Origin of the sequence: Planococcus sp. YIM B11945 (assembly GCF_050864155.1) — a bacterium.
Lineage (GTDB): Bacteria > Bacillota > Bacilli > Bacillales_A > Planococcaceae > Planococcus.
On the sequence record NZ_JBOZWR010000006.1, the window covers coordinates 1 to 22,560 of the forward strand.

At 44.7% G+C, this 22,560-nt stretch carries 25 protein-coding genes; 20 read left to right on the forward strand and 5 right to left on the reverse strand.

Annotated elements, in window-relative coordinates:
* Positions 1 to 128: 128 nt before the first annotated feature.
* Positions 129 to 569, reverse strand: a complete 441-nt coding sequence (locus tag ACRRQV_RS12495; RefSeq protein ID WP_432531336.1) for a YtoQ family protein — start codon at positions 567 to 569, stop codon at positions 129 to 131.
* A 52-nt stretch (positions 570 to 621) separates the two neighbouring features.
* Positions 622 to 843 carry a transcriptional regulator gene (locus ACRRQV_RS12500; protein WP_432531338.1) on the reverse strand — a complete coding sequence of 74 codons (222 nt, stop codon included), beginning with the start codon at positions 841 to 843 and terminating at the stop codon, positions 622 to 624.
* 129 nt (positions 844 to 972) lie between these two features.
* Between ACRRQV_RS12500 and ACRRQV_RS12505 the strand changes: the two genes are divergently transcribed.
* The 8 genes from ACRRQV_RS12505 (at position 973) to ACRRQV_RS12540 (ending at position 10,287) form a co-directional block, all read left to right on the forward strand.
* Positions 973 to 2,139: an exonuclease SbcCD subunit D gene (locus tag ACRRQV_RS12505; RefSeq protein ID WP_432531341.1), complete on the forward strand. Its 1,167-nt coding sequence runs from the start codon at positions 973 to 975 to the stop codon at positions 2,137 to 2,139.
* Positions 2,136 to 5,228 (forward strand): AAA family ATPase, encoded by a 3,093-nt coding sequence (locus ACRRQV_RS12510; RefSeq protein WP_432531343.1) that lies wholly within the window; start codon positions 2,136 to 2,138, stop codon positions 5,226 to 5,228. Before ACRRQV_RS12505 ends, ACRRQV_RS12510 begins: the two co-directional genes overlap by 4 nt.
* Positions 5,229 to 5,315: 87 nt before the next feature.
* Positions 5,316 to 5,981 (forward strand): hypothetical protein, encoded by a 666-nt coding sequence (locus tag ACRRQV_RS12515; protein ID WP_432531345.1) that lies wholly within the window; start codon positions 5,316 to 5,318, stop codon positions 5,979 to 5,981.
* A gap of 13 nt (positions 5,982 to 5,994) precedes the next feature.
* Positions 5,995 to 6,207 carry a hypothetical protein gene (locus tag ACRRQV_RS12520; protein ID WP_432531347.1) on the forward strand — a complete coding sequence of 71 codons (213 nt, stop codon included), beginning with the start codon at positions 5,995 to 5,997 and terminating at the stop codon, positions 6,205 to 6,207.
* A 113-nt stretch (positions 6,208 to 6,320) separates the two neighbouring features.
* Entirely contained in the window at positions 6,321 to 7,589 is a 1,269-nt protein-coding gene (locus tag ACRRQV_RS12525) for an acetyl-CoA hydrolase/transferase family protein (protein WP_432531349.1), read from the forward strand.
* A 127-nt stretch (positions 7,590 to 7,716) separates the two neighbouring features.
* Positions 7,717 to 8,148, forward strand: coding sequence for a MarR family winged helix-turn-helix transcriptional regulator (locus tag ACRRQV_RS12530; protein ID WP_432531351.1), 432 nt, complete (start codon positions 7,717 to 7,719; stop codon positions 8,146 to 8,148).
* A complete protein-coding gene (locus ACRRQV_RS12535; protein ID WP_432531353.1) occupies positions 8,141 to 9,322 on the forward strand; it encodes an MFS transporter in 1,182 nt (393 codons plus the stop codon). The genes ACRRQV_RS12530 and ACRRQV_RS12535 overlap by 8 nt, the downstream gene beginning before the upstream one ends.
* 17 nt (positions 9,323 to 9,339) lie before the next feature.
* On the forward strand, positions 9,340 to 10,287 hold the full coding sequence (locus tag ACRRQV_RS12540) for an STAS domain-containing protein (RefSeq protein ID WP_432531355.1): 948 nt from the start codon (positions 9,340 to 9,342) through the stop codon (positions 10,285 to 10,287).
* Positions 10,288 to 10,336: 49 nt separating this feature from the next.
* Here the strand turns inward: ACRRQV_RS12540 and trhA are convergent, their stop codons facing one another.
* On the reverse strand, positions 10,337 to 10,984 hold the full coding sequence (trhA, locus tag ACRRQV_RS12545) for a PAQR family membrane homeostasis protein TrhA (protein ID WP_432531358.1): 648 nt from the start codon (positions 10,982 to 10,984) through the stop codon (positions 10,337 to 10,339).
* A gap of 138 nt (positions 10,985 to 11,122) precedes the next feature.
* Between trhA and ACRRQV_RS12550 the strand changes: the two genes are divergently transcribed.
* The 11 genes from ACRRQV_RS12550 (at position 11,123) to ACRRQV_RS12600 (ending at position 19,955) form a co-directional block, all read left to right on the forward strand.
* On the forward strand, positions 11,123 to 11,695 hold the full coding sequence (locus ACRRQV_RS12550; RefSeq protein ID WP_432531712.1) for a DUF1836 domain-containing protein: 573 nt from the start codon (positions 11,123 to 11,125) through the stop codon (positions 11,693 to 11,695).
* Complete coding sequence (locus tag ACRRQV_RS12555; RefSeq protein ID WP_432531714.1) at positions 11,692 to 12,141, forward strand: YaiI/YqxD family protein; 450 nt, start codon at positions 11,692 to 11,694, stop codon at positions 12,139 to 12,141. Before ACRRQV_RS12550 ends, ACRRQV_RS12555 begins: the two co-directional genes overlap by 4 nt.
* 126 nt (positions 12,142 to 12,267) lie before the next feature.
* Positions 12,268 to 12,960 (forward strand): type 1 glutamine amidotransferase domain-containing protein, encoded by a 693-nt coding sequence (locus ACRRQV_RS12560; protein WP_432531360.1) that lies wholly within the window; start codon positions 12,268 to 12,270, stop codon positions 12,958 to 12,960.
* A gap of 172 nt (positions 12,961 to 13,132) precedes the next feature.
* Positions 13,133 to 14,203 carry a type III polyketide synthase gene (locus ACRRQV_RS12565; protein ID WP_432531363.1) on the forward strand — a complete coding sequence of 357 codons (1,071 nt, stop codon included), beginning with the start codon at positions 13,133 to 13,135 and terminating at the stop codon, positions 14,201 to 14,203.
* Positions 14,200 to 14,712, forward strand: coding sequence for an isoprenylcysteine carboxyl methyltransferase family protein (locus tag ACRRQV_RS12570; RefSeq protein ID WP_432531365.1), 513 nt, complete (start codon positions 14,200 to 14,202; stop codon positions 14,710 to 14,712). The genes ACRRQV_RS12565 and ACRRQV_RS12570 overlap by 4 nt, the downstream gene beginning before the upstream one ends.
* A 98-nt stretch (positions 14,713 to 14,810) precedes the next feature.
* Complete coding sequence (locus ACRRQV_RS12575; protein ID WP_432531367.1) at positions 14,811 to 15,092, forward strand: hypothetical protein; 282 nt, start codon at positions 14,811 to 14,813, stop codon at positions 15,090 to 15,092.
* Positions 15,093 to 15,187: 95 nt separating this feature from the next.
* Positions 15,188 to 16,285 carry an AI-2E family transporter gene (locus tag ACRRQV_RS12580; RefSeq protein ID WP_432531369.1) on the forward strand — a complete coding sequence of 366 codons (1,098 nt, stop codon included), beginning with the start codon at positions 15,188 to 15,190 and terminating at the stop codon, positions 16,283 to 16,285.
* 106 nt (positions 16,286 to 16,391) lie between these two features.
* Positions 16,392 to 17,168 (forward strand): transporter substrate-binding domain-containing protein, encoded by a 777-nt coding sequence (locus ACRRQV_RS12585; RefSeq protein WP_432531371.1) that lies wholly within the window; start codon positions 16,392 to 16,394, stop codon positions 17,166 to 17,168.
* A 57-nt stretch (positions 17,169 to 17,225) separates the two neighbouring features.
* Positions 17,226 to 17,870: an amino acid ABC transporter permease gene (locus ACRRQV_RS12590; protein WP_432531374.1), complete on the forward strand. Its 645-nt coding sequence runs from the start codon at positions 17,226 to 17,228 to the stop codon at positions 17,868 to 17,870.
* Positions 17,867 to 18,595, forward strand: a complete 729-nt coding sequence (locus ACRRQV_RS12595) for an amino acid ABC transporter ATP-binding protein (protein WP_432531377.1) — start codon at positions 17,867 to 17,869, stop codon at positions 18,593 to 18,595. Before ACRRQV_RS12590 ends, ACRRQV_RS12595 begins: the two co-directional genes overlap by 4 nt.
* A gap of 544 nt (positions 18,596 to 19,139) precedes the next feature.
* The gene (locus tag ACRRQV_RS12600; RefSeq protein ID WP_432531379.1) at positions 19,140 to 19,955 is read left to right on the forward strand and encodes a transporter substrate-binding domain-containing protein; all 816 of its coding nucleotides are present in this window, start codon (positions 19,140 to 19,142) and stop codon (positions 19,953 to 19,955) included.
* A gap of 105 nt (positions 19,956 to 20,060) precedes the next feature.
* Here ACRRQV_RS12600 and ACRRQV_RS12605 read toward each other — a convergent pair whose 3' ends face one another.
* Positions 20,061 to 20,501 carry a peptidylprolyl isomerase gene (locus ACRRQV_RS12605; RefSeq protein ID WP_432531381.1) on the reverse strand — a complete coding sequence of 147 codons (441 nt, stop codon included), beginning with the start codon at positions 20,499 to 20,501 and terminating at the stop codon, positions 20,061 to 20,063.
* 76 nt (positions 20,502 to 20,577) lie between these two features.
* Positions 20,578 to 21,369 (reverse strand): SDR family oxidoreductase, encoded by a 792-nt coding sequence (locus ACRRQV_RS12610; protein WP_432531383.1) that lies wholly within the window; start codon positions 21,367 to 21,369, stop codon positions 20,578 to 20,580.
* 181 nt (positions 21,370 to 21,550) lie between these two features.
* Here ACRRQV_RS12610 and ACRRQV_RS12615 point away from each other — a divergent pair, with 181 nt between their 5' ends.
* Complete coding sequence (locus tag ACRRQV_RS12615; RefSeq protein ID WP_432531385.1) at positions 21,551 to 22,537, forward strand: NAD(P)/FAD-dependent oxidoreductase; 987 nt, start codon at positions 21,551 to 21,553, stop codon at positions 22,535 to 22,537.
* The last annotated feature ends 23 nt before the right edge of the window (positions 22,538 to 22,560 follow it).

Genomic DNA, 22,560 nt, shown 5'->3' on the forward strand with positions numbered 1-22,560 from the left:
ATAACTCACGCTCGCGAGAAAAAACGCACGCTCGCGAGAAAAAACGCACGCTCGGCAAAATAACCTGGAAAATGAAAGAACGGCCCCGAAAGTCAGTTCCATGACTTCTGTGGCCGCTCTTTCGTTCGTTATTCAAAAATATACGACAATGCTTTTAATGCTTGATCGACTGTTTCGACAGTGGCGCTGGCTTTTCGGGAAAGTTCTTTTAACGGATGGTGGAGCTTTTCGGGCCGGATGATGATCACCGGTTTGCCGGAAGCGATTGCTGCACTCGCATCCATCGCCGTGTTCCATTGCTTGTACTGTTCGCCGAAAAGAGCGATGACGAGATCGGCTTTGTTGAGCAGCACGCCGGTCCGCAAGTTGTTGAAGCTAGATGCCGTTAAGTCTTTAGCAACGGCATTCGGCTGTTTGCCTAGAATTTCTTCTCCGATATGGTCTGAGCGCTCATGGTCTTCCATAGGTCCAACAAAATCAATGGGAAGCCGTAATGCCAACGCCTTTTTCTTGAGTTCCCCGCGCCATGAACTATGAATTTCACCAGCCAAATAAACGGTTAATCGCATGATCCATTCCTCCAAAACCCATTTCTTTCAGTTTAGCATAATTGAGGGATGGTTAGATGATCAAGCGCTCTTTTCGTGTTACCGGAATCAATGAAAGCACATTTTCCATTTTGAACGTGCGTTTTTTGTTCCGGAGAAAGCAGTAGGCTTGAAACGTATCTCCGCTGACTTTTAAAATTTTAATGCGGCGTTTGCTGATTGAACCGTCGTTCGCCATGTACATCATATCAACCAGCTGCTGGTATTTGAATGCTTTTAGAATCTGTGCTTTCATGATTTTCACTCCCTTAATAGAACGTTTGTTCTTATTATAACCTATAAATTTAAAGGAAACAAGCCAGGAGATTTCGTGTATAATGGAACGAACATATATTCTTTTTTGAAGCCGAAAGGAGCAAAATCCATGAAATTTTTCCATACTGCCGACTGGCATTTAGGCAAGCTGATCCAAGGGGTTTACATGACTGATGAACAGCGCTTTGTCTTAAATCAATTGATCGCTGCCATAGAAGAAGAACGGCCGGATGCGGTCATTATTGCAGGAGATTTGTACGACCGGGCAGTGCCTCCGACGGATGCGGTCAATTTGCTCGATGAAGTGTTGGCTAAAATCGTCTTGGAATTAAAGACGCCTGTCCTTGCGGTCGCAGGGAACCACGACAGCCCCGGGCGCTTGAATTTTGGCAGCCGGGTCATGAAAATGAACGGCATCCACATTGCTGGCCACGTCCAGAAAGAACACGAACCGGTGATATTGCGCGATGAACATGGCGAAGTCCATTTTCATTTGGTTCCTTATACAGATCCTTCATTGGTGCGCTATGCGCTTGAAGATCCGGAAATCCGTTCGCACGACGATGCGACAAAAGCCATCGTTGAGAACATAAAAAAATCACTGGCTCCGGAAGCGCGCCATGTATTTGTCGGGCATGCGTTTGTGACGCCTTACGGGGAACAAGAGGACAACACCAGCGATTCAGAACGGCCGCTGTCGATCGGCGGAGCGGAACACGTAGATGCCCGCCATTTCGAAGGGTTTCATTACACGGCGCTTGGGCATTTGCACAAAGCGCATTACGTCTTGAACGAAACGATCCGCTATGCGGGATCTCCGCTCAAATATTCGATTTCTGAGGAAATGCACCAAAAAGGATTTCATGTGGTCGAAATGAATGAAGACGGCAAGGTTTCAGTGGAAAAACGCGTGTTTGCGCCAAACCGCAATATGCGGAGAGTGGAAGGGACGATGGATGAAATTTTGCGCCACGAACTCAGCGAGGATTTTGTTTTCGTGACTTTGCTTGACGACGCCCCGATTTTGTTCCCGATGGAAAAAGTCCGTTCCGTGTACCCGAATGCGATGCATGTCGAGCGCAAAAGTTTTGCCAGTGCGAGCACACAAGGTGAAACCGGGTCTCGTCGAAAAATGGATTCGCTGTCTTTATTTAACGCCTTTTATGAAGAAGTGAAAGGCGAAGCGGCATCGCCTGAAACCGAAGCAATCTTCAAAGACGTTTTGCAGGAATTTTTGCGTGAAGAAACCGAAGAGAAAGAAGGGGTAAAAGCATGAGACCCTTAAAATTAAAACTGACGGCATTTGGGCCATACAAGCAAACCGAAGAAATCAATTTTGCCGATTTGCAAGGCAATCAGCTATTCGTCATTTCGGGCAGCACTGGTTCCGGGAAAACGACAATATTCGACGGCATTTGTTTTGCGCTCTATGGTTCGGCAAGCGGTTCCGACCGCAGCGAACCGCGCATTTTGCGCAGTGATTTTGCGGACGATGCCACACACACGTGCGTGGAAATGGAATTCGAGATACATAATAAGGTGTACCGGATTTTGCGCCAAATGGGGCACGTGAAAAAAGGCAATAAAAGCGCTACAGGCGAACGCTACGAGTTTTTCGAAAAAAGTGGAGACGGTGAAAAACCATGCGTCGAACGCCAAATTGTTTCGGAGATCAACCGCCGTGTAGAAGAAATCATTGGCTTGACGCAAAACCAGTTTAGCCAGATCGTCATGCTGCCGCAAGGCGAATTCCGCAAACTGTTGACATCGGAAACGGATAATAAAGAAGAAATTCTCCGCAAGATTTTTAAAACGGAACCGTATAAAATGATCAGCGAACGCCTCAAGCAAAAAAAAGATGAAGCGGCAAAAGCGCATCAATTGGAAGAGCAGATTTTGAAAAGCCACATCCGAAGCATCGAAAGTTCATTGCCAGAACGCGAGTCGGCTATTTTTGAATTGCTGGCGCGGGACTATCAGAATGTCCATCAAGTAGTGGAAGGGCTAAAGCAGGAAGCATTGTATTACCAAGAAAAAATCAAACAAGACGATGAAACATATAAAGCTGCCTATCGTGCACATGCTGAGAAACAGGCGTTGTTCCATGAAGCGAAGCAGTGGAATGAGCGGTTTGCTGACCTTGCCGCTAAAGGGCGCAGGCTTGAGGAATTGACTGCCCAATTGCCGGTTTTTGAAGCAAAAGAAGAACAGTTAAAAAACGCAGAACGCGCCAGCCTTATCGAAAGCATTGAGAATTTCTACAACGAACTGAAATCGAATGAAGCACAAAAATTAGCACTGTTAAAACAAGCACATGACAACCACGAAGCTGCCAATATCCAACTGAAACAAGCGGAAGCCGAATTTTCAGCAGAGGAAATGCGCCGCGATGAACGCGAACAGCTGCACAGCCAATTAATAGCTTTGCAAAATCAGTTGCCTGCAGTCCAAGAATTAGACGGAAAAAATGCTGAACTCAAGCGGCTGCAAACGACCGCTAAACAAGCGGAAGTTCAATCGACTGCGGTTGAAGAAAAATGGCAGGCCGAAAAGCAGGCATTAAGTACGCTTAAAACAGAAATTGATATCCTCGAACAAGTGGTTGAAGCGTTTGATGAAAAAAATGCACGGTTAGCGGAATTGAAAGACCAATGCCGCATGTTAAAAGAACTGGTCGCCGCCCAAAAAAGTCTGGAAAAACAAGAGGCTGAAAAGCGGCTAAAAGAAGCCGCCTATAATGCCGCATTCGAAGATTACACGAGCTTGCAAGAAGCTTGGTTTGCCGATCAAGCACGTGTTCTGGCGGAGCAATTGCATGATGGCGAAGCGTGCCCGGTATGCGGAAGTTTGGAACATCCGCATAAAACCGGTGGATCGCATTCGTCAGGCGTTTCAAAAGAACAATTGGACGCAAAAAAATCCAAACTGGATGAAGTGGATAGCCAGTTCCGCGATGCATCGGCCAAGCAAAATGCGCTACTGGATCAAGTCGTGCAAAAAAACCAAGCGGCAATAGAATCGGGCCTAGCAACGGACCAGGTCGGACAGCTATTTGAAGAACTCGATGCCGGCCGAAGCGAATTGCAAAAAACCGTAGAAAAATTGCAGCAAGACAAACAAAAACTGCGCACGTTAAAAGACAAACACAGCCAGCTGTCAAAACAAGTCGATCAATTGGAACAAAACAAAACTGAAGCTGCACGGAAATGGCAGCAGCAAGCTTCAGCTTTTGAAACAGCCACAGCTGTTTACCAACAGCAACTCAACTCGATTCCAGAAGAAGTTCGCGTGCTCGCAGTATTGGAAGCGAAAATCCGTGAAATCGCTGCACAAAAAGACGTGCTTGAACAAAAGTGGACGGCTGTCCAACAGCAGCTCCAAACTGCTAAAGAAAAAATAGCGAAAGCTGCTGTTACGCTGCAGCATGCGGAAGACACAGCCAAAGAAACTTCCGTTAAAAAAGAACAATCGCATCAGCAATTTGCAGATGCCTTGAAAACATCCAAGTTTGAGTCGGAAGAAACGTACCGGCAAGCAAAACTTGCGCAAGCAAAGCAAACGGCTTTAAAAGAAGAAGTTTCAGTTTACAAGCAAAGCCGCCATACCTTAGCCGAACAAGTTGAAGAACTGGAAACTCTTTTGGTGGGCCGGGAACAAACCGATTCCCATCTGCTCGAAACCGAATTAGCAGAGCTAAAGGGGCGTTACGAACACTCGCTGTCCCAGCTGAACCATTCAAAAGAATTTCAGCAAAATGCTGTTTTGCTGATTGATAGAATTGTTCGCGCCGCAAAAAAAGCAGGGGAAGAAGAACAAAAAATGAACCGCATTGCCGATTTGCACGACATGATTCGCGGCCAAAACCCTTTGAAAATATCCTTCGAACGCTATTTGCAAATCGAGTATTTGGAGCAAATCATTCATTCTGCCAATGAGCGTTTGAGGGAGTTGTCGAATGGCCAGTTTTACTTGATCCGCAGCGACCGCCAAGAAGCCCGCGGCAAGCAAAGCGGATTGGGCCTCGATGTCTACGATTCTTATACCGGGCAGACGCGCGACGTCAAAACCTTATCAGGCGGCGAGAAGTTTAACGCATCCCTTTGTTTAGCCCTAGGCATGGCGGATGTTATTCAAAGCTTCCAAGGCAACGTGTCGATCGATACGATGTTCATCGATGAAGGCTTCGGGTCGCTTGACGAAGAATCACTCAATAAATCCATTGAAACCTTGATCGATTTGCAAAAATCGGGACGGATGATTGGCGTCATTTCGCATGTGCAGGAATTAAAATCGGCAATCCCGGCCATTTTGGAAGTGAAAAAATCCAAAGAAGGCTACAGCCAGACCCGATTTGTAATCAAATAAAAAATGGCGGCAAACTTGCCCGTGTTTAAACCTTCCCTCAATAGTGAATGATAAGAAGTAACAGGAAAGAAGATGGAAGGAGCCATTATGGATACCATTCTTTATTTTTTCTTTGGGGCGGCTTACATTGTGCTTATGGCTTGGGGAATAAGGCGCCAAAAGAACTGGAGCTGGATGTCGGTTGTTTTCTTGGTCGTGATCGGCCTTATATACGACAATTTCATCATTGCAATCGGCCGTTTTGTCGGAGAAGGGGCGTTGCTTAAAGGATTGAGTTTGCCGCGTTTTTGGAGTCATGCCTTATTGACGCCGCCGCTGGCCTTGTTTTCTTGGGCTGTGTTGCATCATGCTGGCGTAGCATGGGCAAAGAAGAAAGTCGTTATTATAGGCGTGCTCCTTTATACGGCGGCGCTGATTGTTATCGAGATTGCACTGGAAACCGCGCAGCTCTGGTTAACATCCGCCAATGAGTACGGAGCTTTGCGCTACGTGTCTGCAGAACCCGCAAGCGGGCCGCCAATCATGGTTTTATTGGTGACGCTCGCCCTTATTTTTGCAAGCATTGTGCTGTGGCGAAAAACAAGTTGGAAGTGGATGCTGATTGGAGCTGTGGTGATGACCATCGGCAGTGCTGTTCCGATTCCAGTGGAGAGTGCGGCAGCCACCAACGCATTTGAATTGTTTTTGCTGTTTACGCTTGTATGGACAAAAGTTCGTGTGGAATCCAGAACGTTGACGAAGAACTCAGTCTAAAGGAGTTTTTTCAATGAAGAATTTCAGCTTTAAAGGACGCATCATTTATTTCAGTTTGATCGCTGCAGTGAGCTTGGCTTTTTTTGCTTTGCAGTGGTACGCCAATTCTCAAGAAGCAGCAGGAAGCGGCTCTGTTCTGTTGCTGGTGATTTGGGGCTTGTTAGTGGCTTTTGGCATCGGTGGAGTTATTTACAGCATCAGCAAACGCGGCCGTCATAAGAAATGACGGTCTTTCGTTTTGAAGAAAATACGAAATAGCCCGGAAAGTACCGAAACGGGAAAACAGCTGGAATTATGATAGAATTTAACGAGATAAGCAAAGCCAGGAGTGTGAACCGAATGACGAAAAAACTAAATCCACAAGAAGTGATCGGCTTGATCGATCAAGGTGCGGATATCATCGTTCCGATTGCAAACGGAGAACCCATCCGTCTGCTCGATATATTGGAAGAAAATGCAGAACAGCTAAGCGGCGTAACGATTCATCAAATGTTGGCACTGCGCCCACGCCCTTACATATTGGGGGAGTTTGAACAATTAAAACATATCTCGTATTTTTTAAGCGGAGCCACGAGAAAAGTCTACCAACAAGCAAAAATTGACCTTGTTCCGAATAATTTTCATGAAATGCCGAGGCTCTTGCAAAAAGTGACGAACATGTCGATGATTATGACGGTTGCTTCTCCGATGGATGAGCACGGCTATTTTACGCTTGGCACGCAAGCCGATTACGTTTCTGAATTTATCGGCAAAGTTCCCTTTATTCTTGAAGTAAACAACCAAATGCCAAGAACATATGGCAGCAACCAAATCCATGTCAGCCAAATTGCCGGATATGTGGAACACAACGCCACTCTTACGGAAGAAAAAGCTTCAATCATTGCGGAAAAAGACATTCGCATCGCGGAATCCGTTACTGCGGATATCCAAAATGGCGATACGCTGCAAATTGGGATCGGTTCTGTTCCGAATGCGGTGATCGGCATGCTGAAAAATCACCGGCATCTTGGCATCCATACCGAAATGCTGCCGGATGGCATTGTGGACTTGGTAAATGCAGGAGCGGTGGACGGCACCCAGAAATTCACGCATCCAGGCAAAATCATCGCAACGTTTGCCTACGGTTCACAAAAATTATACGATTTTATCGACAACAACCCGGCCGTGGAATTTTTGCCGGTCAGCATTGTCAACGACCCGCGCGAAATTGCCAAAGAGAAAAACATTGTATCCATCAACGCTACAACAGAAGTAGATTTGTTTGGCCAATGCGCTTCTGAAACAGTCGGCGGCAAATACTACTCTTCAAGCGGCGGCCAAATCGATTTCGCCCGAGGTGTGCGTTTTGCAGAAAACGGCAAAGGCTATATCTGCATGCAATCCACTGCGAAAAACGATGCGATTTCCCGCATCAAGATCGATTTGGCTCCCGGATCAGTCGTGACCACTGGGAAAAACGATGTCGACAACATCGTAACCGAGTACGGCATCGCCCGATTGCACGGCGTCTCTTTAGCGGAACGCGCCAAGCGGCTGATTGCCATTGCCCATCCAAACTTCCGCGATGAATTGCTATTTGAAGCGAAGCAGCGGGGCATTCTTATATAAGTTCGAATGAAAAGTCTTTTCTAGTTTTTAGAAAAGGCTTTTTGTTTTGGCTTTCGAAATAAAACTTTACTTGAGGCAAGTAAAAATATATACTTACTTAGGTAAATAAATTCAGAAAGAGATGTTTATGCAAAATTTATTGTTTCATGAGATTCATCAGAAATCGCGGCTGTCGGTCAAAGAAGTCAACGAGGTGTTGAAGGACTTTGATTTATTCAGCTCACAATGGTCCATCCTTTTTTGCTTAAAGCAATTTGGTTCGATGACCCAAAAAGAGATTTGGCAGTATTTGAATGTGGAAGCGCCGACCGTGACCAGGACTCTTACACGGCTCGAACAAAGTGAGTGGATTGTCCGGAGAGAAGGGGCAGACAAACGCGAACGCATCGTCCAGCTTTCAGAACGCGCCGAAAAAATAGTGCCGGAAATCGAAAAACGGGTAATCGCACTTGAAGAAACTTTGCTGTCCCGCCTGAGCGACGATGAACAGCAGTTGTTGATCTCGTTGATGAAGAAAATTGGAACAGAACAGACAGAAAAGGATGTAAGGAATGACTGAGAAAAGACCCATTTGGACAAAGAGTTTCATCAATATATCGTTAAGTTCTTTTTTTATTTTTGCTGTGTTTTATGCACTGCTGACGTTCATCCCTATTTACGTATTGGATAGCGAAGGGTTAGGTGGAACTGCGACGGACGGAGGACTGGCAGTTTCGATTTTCTTAGTGTCAGCCATTATCATGCGATTTTTCGCAGGCCTGATTCTCGAAAAATACGGGAAACGCAAAATTTTGATTCTTGGTGTACTGATGTTTGCGCTCAGTACGGTGCTTTACATATTCGTCACCGATTTTTCAATGCTATTGGCGCTGCGCTTTTTCCATGGCATTTGGTTTAGCTTGGTGACGACAGTTGCCGGGGCAATTGCAGCAGACATTATTCCGCCGGAACGCCGCGGCGAAGGCTTGGGCTATTACGGCATTGCGATGAATTTGGCGGTTGTCGCCGGACCGTTTTTGGCATTGACGCTTCAGCCTTATGCTTCTTATCAAACTATTTTCGTGGTTTTCGGCATCATTATGATTATCGGATTTATTTGTGCGCTATGGGTACAATTAGAAGAAACGCCTGCTGCGAAAGTAGGGAAACGCAAATTGGCTTTCAGCGATTTCCTGGAAACCCGGTCGATGCCGATTGCCAGCGTCGGTTTTCTTGTTTCATTTGTCTATGCCAGCATCATCACATTTATCTCCGTTTATGCAACTTCACTTGGCTTGATTAAAACCGCGAGCTTTTTCTTTGTAGTATACGCGGTAGCGATGCTGCTCGTCCGGCCATTTTCCGGCCGCTTGTTCGATATGCGTGGGCCGAACATCGTTATCATTCCATCGTGCATTATCTTTGCCATCGGCCTCATTTCGCTTAGCTTTACCCATTCTTCATGGATGCTGCTGCTTTCGGGCGCATTAGTAGGGCTCGGCTACGGCACGCTTTTGCCGAGTTTTCAAACTTTGGCGATACAAGCAGCCGACAAGCACAGAAGCGGCTACGCAACGGGCACCTTCTTTGCTTTTTACGACAGCGGAATGGCAATCGGGTCGGTTTCACTGGGTGCAATTGCCGTCTTGGTGAATGGTTATTCAAACTTGTATTTAACGCTTGCCCTTGTCGTGGTCGCCATTATTTTCTATTATCTGTGGATCATGACTAAACACAAAACTGCAGTTCATTAACTAGAGAGGCATCCCTAATGTGGGATGCCTTTTGGCTTTTTAAAAACGAAGATTTTAGTTTTGAATGGATAAATCAAATTGTTTCTTATACTATAAAAGTACAATACAAAAAAGGGGAAATCCGTGTCATGGGGCAAATCAGCCAACAGTTATACGAGTTCATGCTAGAAAATAAATGCGAAATGACAGAAGAATGGCTCAGTACACGCAAGAAAGCGGATGGGTCCACTTATTCAATAAACGCTTCATCAAAAACAGAAGAGCAGTTGCGGCAGCAGAACAGCAACTTGGTTGATGCAATTTCCTTGGCGTTTGTCCAGGAGCGGGAAGAATACATAAGCTATATCGACAATTGGGTGGCAACAATAGCGGAAGCGCGTGTACAGCAAGCGGTGCCGCTTCATGATTTTATTGCGCAGCTTCGCATTTTCCGCCAAATATACTGGAGCTATGTGAAAAAGTTTTTCAAAAAAGTGGAAAGCGCAACAAGCGACGATGCTTTGCGATGGAGCGAAGCGACAAACTATGCCTTTGACTACATCATTGAGAGCTTTGCAGTCCACCATTTTGAAGTCAACCAGCAAGTATTGAAGAGCCAGCAGGAAATGATCAACGAATTAAGCAGTCCGGTGATCCCAATTAAAACTGGCGTCGGCATTTTGCCGCTTGTCGGCGATATCGATACGCACCGGGCCAAAGTTATTTTAGAAACGGCGCTTGAACAAAGCGTCAAACAAAAACTGCATACACTGTTCATTGATTTATCGGCTGTGGCGATTATCGATACGATGGTTGCCCAGCAATTGTTCCAGTTGATGACGTCGCTGAAAATTATTGGCGTGCAATCGGTGCTGTCGGGAATCCGCCCTGAAATTGCCCAAACTGCCATCACGCTTGGCATCAGCTTCAAAGACATCAAAATTCACGCCAACTTGATGCGTGCCTTGGAAACGCAGGAAAGTTAAAAAAAGAAGGTCCAAACGCATGCGATACGCGGTTGGACCTTCTTTTTATTTAAAGAACATAAAAGTAAACGGCTAAAAAGTGGCACAAACTGCCAAGCAAGATGAAGACATGAAAAATTTCATGGAATCCAAGTTTCTTAAAAGCCCAAACATTCGGCTTTATGCCGTAAATAATGCCGCCAATCGTGTAAAACAAGCCGCCTGCAATTAACAGCAGCAGTCCGTTCAGCGACAAACTGTTGGCTAACGGAACAATGGCGAAAATGATGATCCAGCCCATGGCGATATAAAGGGCGGTCGACAGCCAGCGTGGGGAATGGAACCACACCATTTTAAAGAAAATACCGCTCAATCCGATGATGGCAACTACCGCAAACAAAGTCCAACCAAGTTTTCCATCCAGTGCGATCAAGCAAAAAGGCGCATATGAGCCCGCTATTAAAGCGAAAATCATGGAATGGTCCAGCTTCCGCAAAAACGCAATCGTTTCAGGGCTTGCCATGGCGCTGTGGTAAACAGCCGAAGCCATGTACAGGCACATTAAGCTGATGCCGAAAATCATGACAGATGCCACATGAAGTGCAGGCGCATTTGCATAAGCGGCTTTTAAAATCATTGCGCAAAAGGCAATGAACGAAAGAATGGCGCCGGCTAAATGGGATAAAGCATTAAAAGGTTCTCGAATATAAGTGTTCATATGAAAAGGCTCCTTGCTCCATGTAGTTTTTAAAACTACTTAAAATAATATAGGTATTTAATTCTGAGGTCAAGTTTGGTGGATTTTGAATGATAAGGTAAAATGGAAAGCAACTATAAACGGCAAAGGTGATGCATGATGACAGAAAAAAATCCGCTGATTGAAGAGTTGGCTCTCCACAATCAAGTGCAGCTGGAAGATATTCCGAAAATTGATTTATATATTGACCAAGTGATCCAATTGTTTGAAACCAGTTTTGCAGAATCAAAGCGCAGCGAAGGGGAAAAAATTTTAACGAAAACGATGATCAATAATTATGCAAAAGGAAAACTGTTTTACCCCTTGCACAATAAAAAATATTCCCGCAATCACATCATGCTAATCTCGTTGATTTATCAAATGAAAAGCGTGCTCTCAATCAACGACGTCAAGAAAGTTCTTGAAGGGATCAATAAAAAAGCAGAGCAGCAGGAATTGAATCTAGAGCCCTTTTATACGAGTTACTTGAGCCTTCAACAAGGAAATGGCGACGCATTTGCCGAAGAGTTAAGCAGGCAAGAAAAAAGTGCGGCACAAAAAGCGGCAGGTATGGAACATATGGGAGAATTTGAACAAGTGCTGCTTATTGCGTCGCTTGTCCATACAAGCAATTTGTATAAGCGGGCCGCAGAAAGATTAGTGGATCAACTGATGGCTGGGAAGGAAGGATAAACGTGAAGGTGCTAATTGACGCAGATGGCTGTCCAGTTGTGGACTTGACAATAGCAACGGCAAAACAATTTGAGCTTCCTGTTATTTTATTGTGCGACACTTCCCATGAAATGCAGCGGGAAGGGGCAGAAACGGTAACCGTTTCAAAAGGAGCCGATGCCGTAGACTTTGTATTGGTGAACCGGGTGGCTAAAGGCGATGTGGTCGTGACGCAGGATTATGGCTTGGCGGCCATGGTGTTGGCGAAGCAAGGCTATCCGATTGATCAAAACGGACGAATCTATTCCGCAGAAAATATCGATCAATTGCTCCATGGGCGCCACATAGCCAAAAAAATCCGGCAAGGCGGTGGGCGGTTAAAAGGCCCGAAAAAGCGCCGCCTTGAAGACAACGAGAATTTCCGGGAAAATTTGGCTGCGCTTTTGGAAAAAGTGGCCGTCAACTGATCGCCGGAGCTTGGTGCATAATCTGATATGTTAGCTTGACGGTTGATTTTTGGGGGCCAGGACTAAATTTGTGTTCAAAGGGAATACGGAGAAAAACAGGACGCATCCGGTCGAAAGGAGTTTGGCATGAAAAAAATTTTAATCGTGGTAACCAATCAAGCGGCGTTGGGGAAACGAAAGAAAAAGACAGGTCTTTGGCTGAGGGAATTGACGGATTTCTATCATGAAGTAAAAGATGAGTTTGATGTTGATATTGTTAGTCCTGCTCCGGCCCGGGTGCCAATTGATCCGAGAAGTCTGCTTGCGGTTTTATCGGACAAGAAAACCCGCCAATATTATATGGACGACCGCTTGATGGACCGTCTGAAAAAACCGCTGGTGCCCAGTGAAGTAAATGGCAAAGAATATGGCGCCATTTATTTTACAGGCGGACACGGGACGATGGAAGATTTTCCGGAGAACGCCGAGCTGCAAAAGCTGACTCGAACCATTTTCGACAACGGAGGCATCGTGTCAGCGGTGTGCCACGGGCCAAGCGGATTGTTGAACGTCCATTTAGCGGGAGAGCGGCCGCTGTTATCGGGCCACATCGTAACGGGATTTACAGACCGTGAAGAAAAAGTGATGGGATTGTACAAGCACGTGCCTTTTTCATTGGAACAAGCCATGCGGGACCAGGGGGTTCTGTTTAAATTTGCGTCCGTGCCATTTGGAGCTTGTGTCGTCAAGTCCGGAAAAATCATCACCGGGCAAAATCCTGCATCTGCACGGGGCGTCGCCCTTAAAGTGGTTGAGCAGCTGAAAACGGATAAAACGTGAACGTTTAGCCATTTTGCTGGAAGGGTATTTTTGGAGAAACGGTTTGGATACATGAAATGCGGCCTTAAGGACAAAATAAACAAAATGATTGCGGCGAGAGCATGCCGCAAAAGCAAGCCGTCCTTCCGAAAGGATGGCTTTTTTCACCCAGAGGGGAAAAGGAGGAAAGCTGATGTCATTTATTCGTCATGTAGCCATTGAAAACGCTCCACATTATGTGGATCAAAAAGAAATAGTGGGTGTCGTCAGAAGCCTGTTCGGCGGTCAGTATGACGATATTGAACGATTGCTGCGGGTCTTCGGCAATGGACAAATCGAGGGCCGCTATTTTGCCGCCCCTCTTGACTGGTTTGAAAAAGAGCGAGGGTTGGAAGAGAAAAACCGGCTGTATGTGGAAGAATCTGTGCGCATGGGAAGCCAGGCTGTTTTAAAATGTTTGGAAGAATCCGGTGTTAAAAAAGAAGAAATCGATGCCTTTATTTTCGTCTCAAGTTCCGGTATGTCGACGCCAACTATTGATGCCCGAATCATGAATGAACTTCGGCTTCCTCCGCACATTAAACGCATTCCGCTTTGGGGCCTTGGGTGCGCAGGAGGCGCTTCTGGAATAAGCCGAGCCCACGATTATTGCCGAGCCTACCCAGAAGCCAAAGTGATTGTCTTGTGCATCGAGCTATGCAGTTTGACGTTCCAGCGTTCGGATACGTCCAAAAGCAATTTGATTGGAACGTCTTTGTTTGCAGACGGAGCAGCTTGTGCGCTTGTGACGGGTGAAAAAGACCAAACAGCGGGAAGCGGCTTTTTTATTAAAGATACGCAGTCAACATTGATGCAGGATTCTGAAGATGTCATGGGCTGGGACGTCAAAGACGAAGGGCTTCACGTCGTGTTTTCCCGAGATATACCGAAAATCATCGAAAAATGGCTGAAGCCGAACGTCGATCTCTTTTTAGAAAAAATCGGAAAAACGTCGTCGGATATTATTCACTTTGTCGCCCATCCCGGCGGCAAAAAAGTGTTGACGGCGTATGAAAAATCGCTCGGCATGTCCAATGAAAAAACAGATATCTCGAGAAACGTATTGGCCCGCTACGGAAACATGTCTTCTCCAACGGTTTTGTATGTCTTAAAGGAATTCATGGAAAAACGGCCGGAAAGAGGAGAAGAAGGGCTTTTGACAGCTCTTGGGCCAGGGTTCAGTTCAGAGATGCTTTGGCTGGAATGGGGAGAAGTGAGGCCATGACGTTTTTTTACATCGTCTTTTGTTTCGTTATTTTGCAGAGGCTCTTGGAAGTTCTGTATGCAAAGTCAAATGAACGGTACATGAAAGCACAAGGTGCAATTGAAGCCGGAGCATCTCATTACAAATGGATTGTTTTGCTTCATGTCCTTTTTTTCATCTCATTGTTGGCGGAAGTTCTTTACTTGGATGGAGCAAAAGGTCCGTTTTGGATGGTGTTTTTTGTGGCTTTTGTCATTGCGCAAATTCTTCGCGTTTGGGCGCTGGCTTCATTGGGGCGTTTTTGGAACACGAAAATTCTTGTGCTGCCTGGAGCCCGAAAAATAGCGAGCGGTCCATACCGATGGCTGCCGCATCCCAATTACATCGTAGTGGCGCTGGAAATCTTAACGCTGCCGCTCGTATTCGGAGCTTGGAGGACGGCGGTGTTTTTTACCATTGCCAATGCTTTGCTGCTCCTGCTTGTCCGGATTCCAGCAGAAGAAAAGGCGCTGCAGCAACTAAAAAGCTAACGGAATATGAATTTTTTAATTTCTGTAATTAAAACAAAAGAAATAGGGTATATAAGTAGAGAGAGAACAGCAAATAAGTTTTTATTCGGAGGGATTAGATGAAGAATTCAACGATGAATACCATGATAGGCAGTGTCTTGGCTGCAGCTACAGGATATTTTGTTTTTAAAGCAGTCAAAGAAAAGAACAAAGTAGAAGTGGCGGATGACAAAGACATGCGCAACAGCCAAGAAGTCGACAAGCTTGAAAGCCCGGATGCAGACGTGGATCCTGCAGAACAAGGGTTGACGCAGCTCGACTCGGCATACCGCGACGAATGGCAAGCGAATGGTTTTCCGCAAACTCATAGAGAAATGCGCGAATTGGAAGAAGATAAATAAGCAATATAAAAACAGTGGAAGCAATGCTTGTCCGTGCTTCCGCTTTTTTATGCTGATTTTTAACATGGAAAGAAGAATAGAGGGAAGAGGAAGAAATGTGGATAAAGAAACCTTTTTTTGAATATACAACCGGTATCTTGCTTATTGTTATTATTATCTTTTTTTTAGGAAGAATCGATTACCTCTGGTTGCCTTTTAAGATTATCATTACATCAATATTTGCGCCGCTTTTAATTGCTGGCCTTTTGTATTACATAATTCGCCCCATCCTCCGAGTGCTGATGCGCTACATGTCTAAACTTGCAGGAATTGTTACTGTGTTTTCGCTTATGGTTCTCACTATTGCCACATTAATCTATTACTTCGGTCCTCTAATGAAAACACAAGTTGAAAGTTTGGCAGAACTTGCACCTGAAAAAGTAGAGGAAGTAACGGAAGAATCAAATGATGTCCTTTCCACATTGCACTTTGGCGGTATTTCAGGGCCAGAGTTAAAAAATGAAGTTCTTAATTATGTTGAAAATTTATCAGATGGATTAATGGAAAATATTATGGGAATCGTTTCAATGGTCATGAATGTGGCTCTCGTTTTAATTATTGTTCCGTTTATTTTATTCTTTCTGTTGAGAGATGATGAAAAGCTGATTCCTCACTTGATGAAGTACCTCCCAGAAGATCGACGGCCAGAAGGAAAGAAAGTGTTGAAAGACGCAGACCGAGCACTCTCTACTTATATAGTAAGCCAAGTTATTGTAGCAGTGGTGGTAGGTGTCTTAATGTATATAGGATATGAAATTATTGGACTTGATTATGCATTGACGCTGGCGGTATTCGCTATGTTTCTTAATATTGTTCCATTTTTGGGTCCGATGATCGGTGTTGTGCCTGCCCTGTTTGTTGGATTGATCAGCCCAGAGCCTTTTATGGCGTTAAAAGTGCTAGTGGTGCTTTTGATAGTCCAGCAGCTCGAAGGTAATTTGGTAACTCCCAATATTATGGGCAGCCGACTAAACATCCATCCATTGACTATTATCTTATTGTTGTTGGTTTCTGCAGCTCTTTACGGTTTTATTGGGCTATTAATTGCTATTCCGCTTTATGCTGTTTTGAAGACATTGATTCATAATTTGCGGATTTTTATGAGGCTGAGGAGAAAAAGGGAAATCGCAAACAGACAGGATCAAAAAGTTTGAAAGCTAGTTAAACTTCCTATTTATTTCTGTTATAGCATTTTTGTTTAAAGAACATTGTGATATAGTATACCTAGAATTGCTTAGTAAAAATCAAGGGGGAAAAGAAATGAAGAAGCTTAGTTTAGTAGCATTGTTAATGGCTGTCATGGTTATCGCGGCAGCTTGTGGTTCAGGGGGAAGCGACTCGTCATCAGGCGAAGGCGGCGAAGACAAAACATACAAAGTAGGAATTGATACAACTTATCCACCGTTCGAATTTGAAGAAAACGGCGAATACGCAGGTATTGATATTGAAATCATCAACGCGATTGCTAAAAACCAGGGATTTAAAATCGAATTCAACCCAATGGACTTTGGCGGAATCATTCCAGCTTTGCAAGCAAACCAGTTGGACATCGCGATTGCGGGGATGAGCATCACTGACGAGCGTAAAAAGGTCGTTGATTTCTCAGATCCGTATTTTGATGCAGGTTTATCTCTTGTGGTCAGCAAAGACAACAACGATATCACAACACTTGATGATTTAAAAGGCAAGACAGTTGCCGTTAAGAGCGGAACAACCGGTGCTGAATTTGCTCGTGCAAACGAAGGCAAATACGGTTATGAAGTAGCACAATTCGAAGACAGCCCTTCAATGTTCCAAGAAGTTTCAAACGGCAATGCGGATGTATTGTTGGAAGACTATCCGGTAATCGCTTATGCAATTGCTCAAAGTGGTTTGGATCTGAAAACAGTTGGCGAGCGTTTGACTGGGGACCAGTACGGAATTGCTGTGTTAAAAGGCGAAAACGCTGATGTGCTTGAAAAAATCAACAAAGGTCTTCAAGAGCTGCGCGATAGCGGCGAATACGATGAAATCATTAACAAGTATATTGGGGAATAAGAAACAGATTGCAGCGCGCTGATGCGCGCTGCATTTTTATTGTAAAGGAGAGATGAAATGGAGACGATCATGAATGCCATGCCCTATCTTTTAGAAGGGCTGCAAGTTACGCTTTACATTTTTATCATAGCCATTATATTAGGGTTTATTATTGGTTTGATTGTAGCTTTGATGCGTTTAGCGCCATTAAAAATCCTGAACTGGATTTCCAAGTTTTTTGTCGATGCGATTCGCGGAACACCATTCATCGTTCAATTGTTCTTTATCTATTTTGGTTTAAACTCACTTGGATTTTTCTCAATGGAAAACACGACGGCGGGGATTGTTACTGTAGCCATCAATGCCGGTGCCTACTTCTCGGAAATTATCCGAGCCGGTATCCAATCCATTGACAAAGGCCAGACAGAGGCAGCCCGGTCGCTCGGATTGAATGCAACTCAAAACATGCGCCATATCATTTTGCCGCAAGCTTTCCGCCGCATGTTGCCGACCATTACGAACCAAGCCATCATTTCTTTGAAAGATACATCCTTGTTATCGGTTATCGGAATTGCGGATTTGACCCAAGAAGGCCGTATTCAAGCGAACGCGACATTTGAAGCGTTCACGATTTACTTAACCTTAGGGATCATCTACTTTATTGTCATTTACTTGCTCTCCACATTAGCGAGTTTTGTAGAAAGGAAGTTTGTATTGCGATGACTATGATCAGAGTAGAAAACTTAAAAAAATCCTTTGGCCCAATCGAAGTGTTAAAAGACATCAGCACTGTTGTAGAAGAAAAAGAAGTGGTTTGCGTTATTGGTCCTTCAGGTTCCGGAAAAAGTACGTTTTTGCGCTGCCTAAACCGTCTGGAAGAAATTACTGGAGGCCATGTGTATATTGAAGGAACGGATATTACAGACCCGAAAGTGGATATCAACCAAGTCCGCCAAGATGTTGGCATGGTGTTCCAGCAATTCAATCTGTTTCCACATATGTCCGTTTTGGAAAACGTCACATTAGCTCCAATGAAGTTAAAGAAAACCGATAAAAAAGCGATTACGGAAAAAGCATATGAATTGCTCGATAAAGTCGGTTTGCGGGAAAAAGCACATGCTTATCCGGGTGAATTGTCAGGTGGACAAAAGCAGCGTGTCGCCATTGCCCGTGCCCTTGCAATGGATCCGAAAATCATGTTGTTTGATGAGCCGACTTCTGCACTCGATCCAGAAATGGTTGGAGACGTATTGGATGTCATGAAGCAGTTAGCGATCGAAGGGATGACGATGGTCATCGTAACTCACGAAATGGGCTTTGCCCGCGAAGTGGGCGACCGTGTCATGTTTATCGACGGAGGCTTTATTGTAGAAGAAAATGTCCCGTCCGAATTGTTCGGCAACCCGCAGCATGACCGAACGAAATTGTTCTTGAGCAAAGTATTGTAAAAGTGGCTGTCCCAAAAGTGGCTGACGCCCATTCCAGCGTACGCTTTCCGCGGGCTTGCTCCGAACTAACTTGGGCGAAACGCCCGAGTGGATTTCGGCACTGTCGCTCTGTCGCTTTGCTCCATCACTGCTCCCGCAGGAAAGAATCGACCGAAGAGAGTTCAGTCGTTTCTTTGCGACGAAGCAGCGAAGCGATGCAACGCTCTTTCATGTCTCGAAGCTAGCGAAGCGATGCAGAGACAGGAGCACATGGTTTTCGCCGCTTCCATTCCCGTCAGCTAACTTATAAACCGGCAAAGAAAAGTAATCCTTTTCTTTGCCGGTTTTATATTTTGTAGTTATGGGACAACCCCTTTTTTACGGTTTTGATAAGATGCGGGTGATTTGGCAGAAAAGATTGATAGTCCTTGCAATTGCCTAAAAGGACATGAAGCAAGAATAGGCAAAATCGGCATCAACTAATTTTTTTGTAGCAAAAAACTATTATAATCTGAAAATTATGTTATATTTAACGAAGGGTAGTTAACTGCAAGGGGTGAGAAAGGTGAAAAAGTTCAGTTTCTTATTGCTGCTTTTGACCCTGATTCTAATTGTAGTTGCTTGCGGACCAGAGAGCGGACAAAACCAGATGCAAGGAGGTGGAGACAAAGCAGACGAAGGGACAGGAGAAACGGGAGGCGGCAACGGAGGCGGAGCGTATATGGTAGGGATTGATACAACTTACCCGCCGTTTGAATTTCAAGTAGGAGGCGAATATACAGGAATTGATGTTGACATTATCAATGCAATTGCTGAAAGCCAAGACTTGGATATCGAATTGCGGCCAATGGATTTTGTTGGAATCATCCCCGCATTAGAAGCTGGCGAATTGGACTTGGCTATTGCCGGAATAAGCATTACAGATGAAAGAAAAGAAATTTTGGATTTCTCTGAACCATATTTTGATGCAGGTTTGACCATGGTAGCCAACGCGGATAATACAGAAGTTGCTTCTTTGGAGGATTTGGACGGAAAAGTGATCGCTGTCAAAAACGGAACTACAGGATCAAAATTTGCTCGTGACAACCAAGAAGAATACGGCTACAGAATTGCTGATTTCGAAGATAGCCCATCTATGTTCCTAGAGGTTACAAAAGGCCATGCAGATGTTTTACTGGAAGATTATCCAGTGATTTCTTATGCAATTACCAAAAGGGATTTAGAATTGAAAACAATTGGCGAGCGTTTGACTAAAGACCAGTACGGAATCGCAGTATTGAAAGGACAAAATAAAGAATTGCTTGAGAAAATAAATACTGGGCTAAAAGAACTTCAAGATAGTGGCGAATACGATGAAATCCTAAAAAAATACATTGATTAATCGAGAAGGAAGATTATTTTAGCTTTAATAATGACGATTTCGTGTTTCTTGAAAAAATACCATAAAAAAACCGGCTTGGATTTTACAAGCCGGTTTTTTTCATGCTTATTCTGCGTCGAAAACGTGGACTTTTGTCATTTTGTCGCCGTTTTTCATTGCTTTAGCTGTTTCAAGCCCTGAAGTCACTTGTCCGAAAACGGTGTGGACGCCATCAAGGTGTGGCTGTGGTTCATGGACAACAAAGAATTGGCTAGAGCCAGTGTCTTTGCCGGCATGCGCCATTGAAAGGCTTCCTGCTTGGTGTTTATGCGGGTTGCCTTGAGTTTCGCATTTGATTGTTTTGCCGCTGCCGCCAGCGCCTGTTCCAGTTGGGTCTCCGCCTTGGGAAACGAAACCAGGAATAACGCGGTGGAATGTAACGCCGTCATAGAAACCGGAGTTCGCTAATTCCTCAAAGTTTGCAACTGTGTTTGGTGCTTCATTCGGGAAAAGATCGAATTCGATTTTTTCGCCGTTTTCCATATGAATATGTCCTTTTTTAGCCATGTAAACAACATCTCCTTTTCGTAGGTTCAGTTTCCAGTATATCGATTTTTTGCTTGCCTGTATAATGTTAAGGTGCTTACAACGCTTTCAACAAGCCGCCGTCAACCACGAGTGATTGGCCGGTCATATAAGAATTGGCTGAAGAAGCTAAAAACACCACAATTTTAGCAAATTCCTCGGGGTCTCCGAAGCGGCCGGCTGAAATTTCGGATTTGCTTTTTTCAACGATTTCTTCGATCGGCACTTGCTGTCTATTAGCCTTGTCCTGGTTGAGTTCCGCCACCCGATCAGTCGCAATGCGGCCGGGTCCAATCGTATTGATCAAAATATTGTCCGCGGCAACTTCACGGGCTAAGGTTTTGGAAAAGCCGACCATGCCCGCGCGGAACGTATTGGATAAGATCAAGCCATCGATCACTTCTTTTATGGAAGAAGAGGCGATGTTGATGATGCGCCCGTGCTGCTGTTTTTTCATGTACGGCAAGACGGCACGAGACGTTCGGATATAACTGAGCAAGTTGCGTTCAAAAGCAGCCATCCAGTCATTGTCTTCTATATCATTGAAACCGCCGGCTTTCGGTCCACCTGTATTGTTGATCAAGACATCGACGCGCCCGAATCGGTCAATGACAAATTGAAACAGGGAGGAGATGTCTTGTTCTTTCGCCATATCACAGACGCGGCTATGGATATTTGGATTGCCGGTTTGCTGAATAATTTTCTCCTTGGTTTGTTCAAGCGCTTCAGCATTGCGGCTGGAAATGATAACAATTGCTTGCTCTTTTGCGAATTCAAGTGCTGTTGCTTTGCCCAACCCTTTGCTTGAAGCCATCACCACTACCACTTTTTCTGATAAAGCTAAATCCATGCGATTCATCCTTTCTGGCTATATAATATCCTTAGTGTACCTAAAGAAACGCCAGTATGAAGGGTTTTAATGAAAATTATCCGAATTTTTCTTTTTCAGTTTCAGTCATAAGTCCAATGGCGTGAACTTGAGGGAATTGTGTTAGGATATAGGTATTGATGAAAATTTAGGAGTGTTAGAAATGGAAGAACGCGAAGTTTTTGATATTACGATTATCGGAGCTGGCCCGACCGGCTTGTTTGCTTCTTTTTACGGCGGTATGCGCAAGATGAAAGTGAAAATTTTAGACAGCCTGCCACAGCTTGGCGGCCAGTTGACTGAACTGTACCCCGATAAGTTTATTTACGACGTTGGTGGATTCACGAAAGTATTGGCGAAGGATTTGGTTGATAATTTAGTGGTGCAAGCAAATTACGGCGATCCGACAATCTGTTTAGAAGAAACAGTAGCGGATTTTGAAAAAAATGACGATTATTTTGTCATTAAAACCGATAAAGGTCTGCATTACACAAGAGCCATTTTACTGACGGCCGGTGTTGGTGCATTCCAGCCGCGTAAAATCGGGGTAGAAGGATCGGAACCGTTTGAAGGCAAAACGCTGCACTATGGAGTAAAAGATTTAACAATGTTCCATGGCAAAAAAGTGGTCGTTCTTGGCGGCGGAGATTCTGCAGTTGACTGGGCGATGATGCTGGAAGATGTAGCCGGCCATGTGACACTTAGCCACCGCCGAGAAAAAATGACAGCTCATGAAGCCAACATCGATGTTTTAATGCAGTCGAAAGTGGAAGTGAAAAAACCATACGGCGTCAAAGAATTGGTCGGTGAAAATGGCCAGTTGCGTGAATTGGTTTTGATCGACAAAGAAGGAAACGAAGAACGCCTTGAAGCTGATCACGTCATCGTTAATTATGGAAATATAACATCGCTTGGCCCAATTAAAGAGTGGGGCCTTGAAATGGAGAAAAATGCCGTTATCGTTAATTCTAAAATGGAAACGAACATTGAAGGCATTTACGCAGCAGGAGACATTGCAACGTATGAAGGAAAAGTGAAATTGATTGCGGTGGGCTTTGGGGAAGCCCCAACAGCAATCAATAACGCAAAAGCTTACCTTGATCCCAAATCCAAAATCCAGCCGCTTCACAGCACGAGTGTATTTAAATAAGCCAAAAGGGTTCTTGCAAAAAC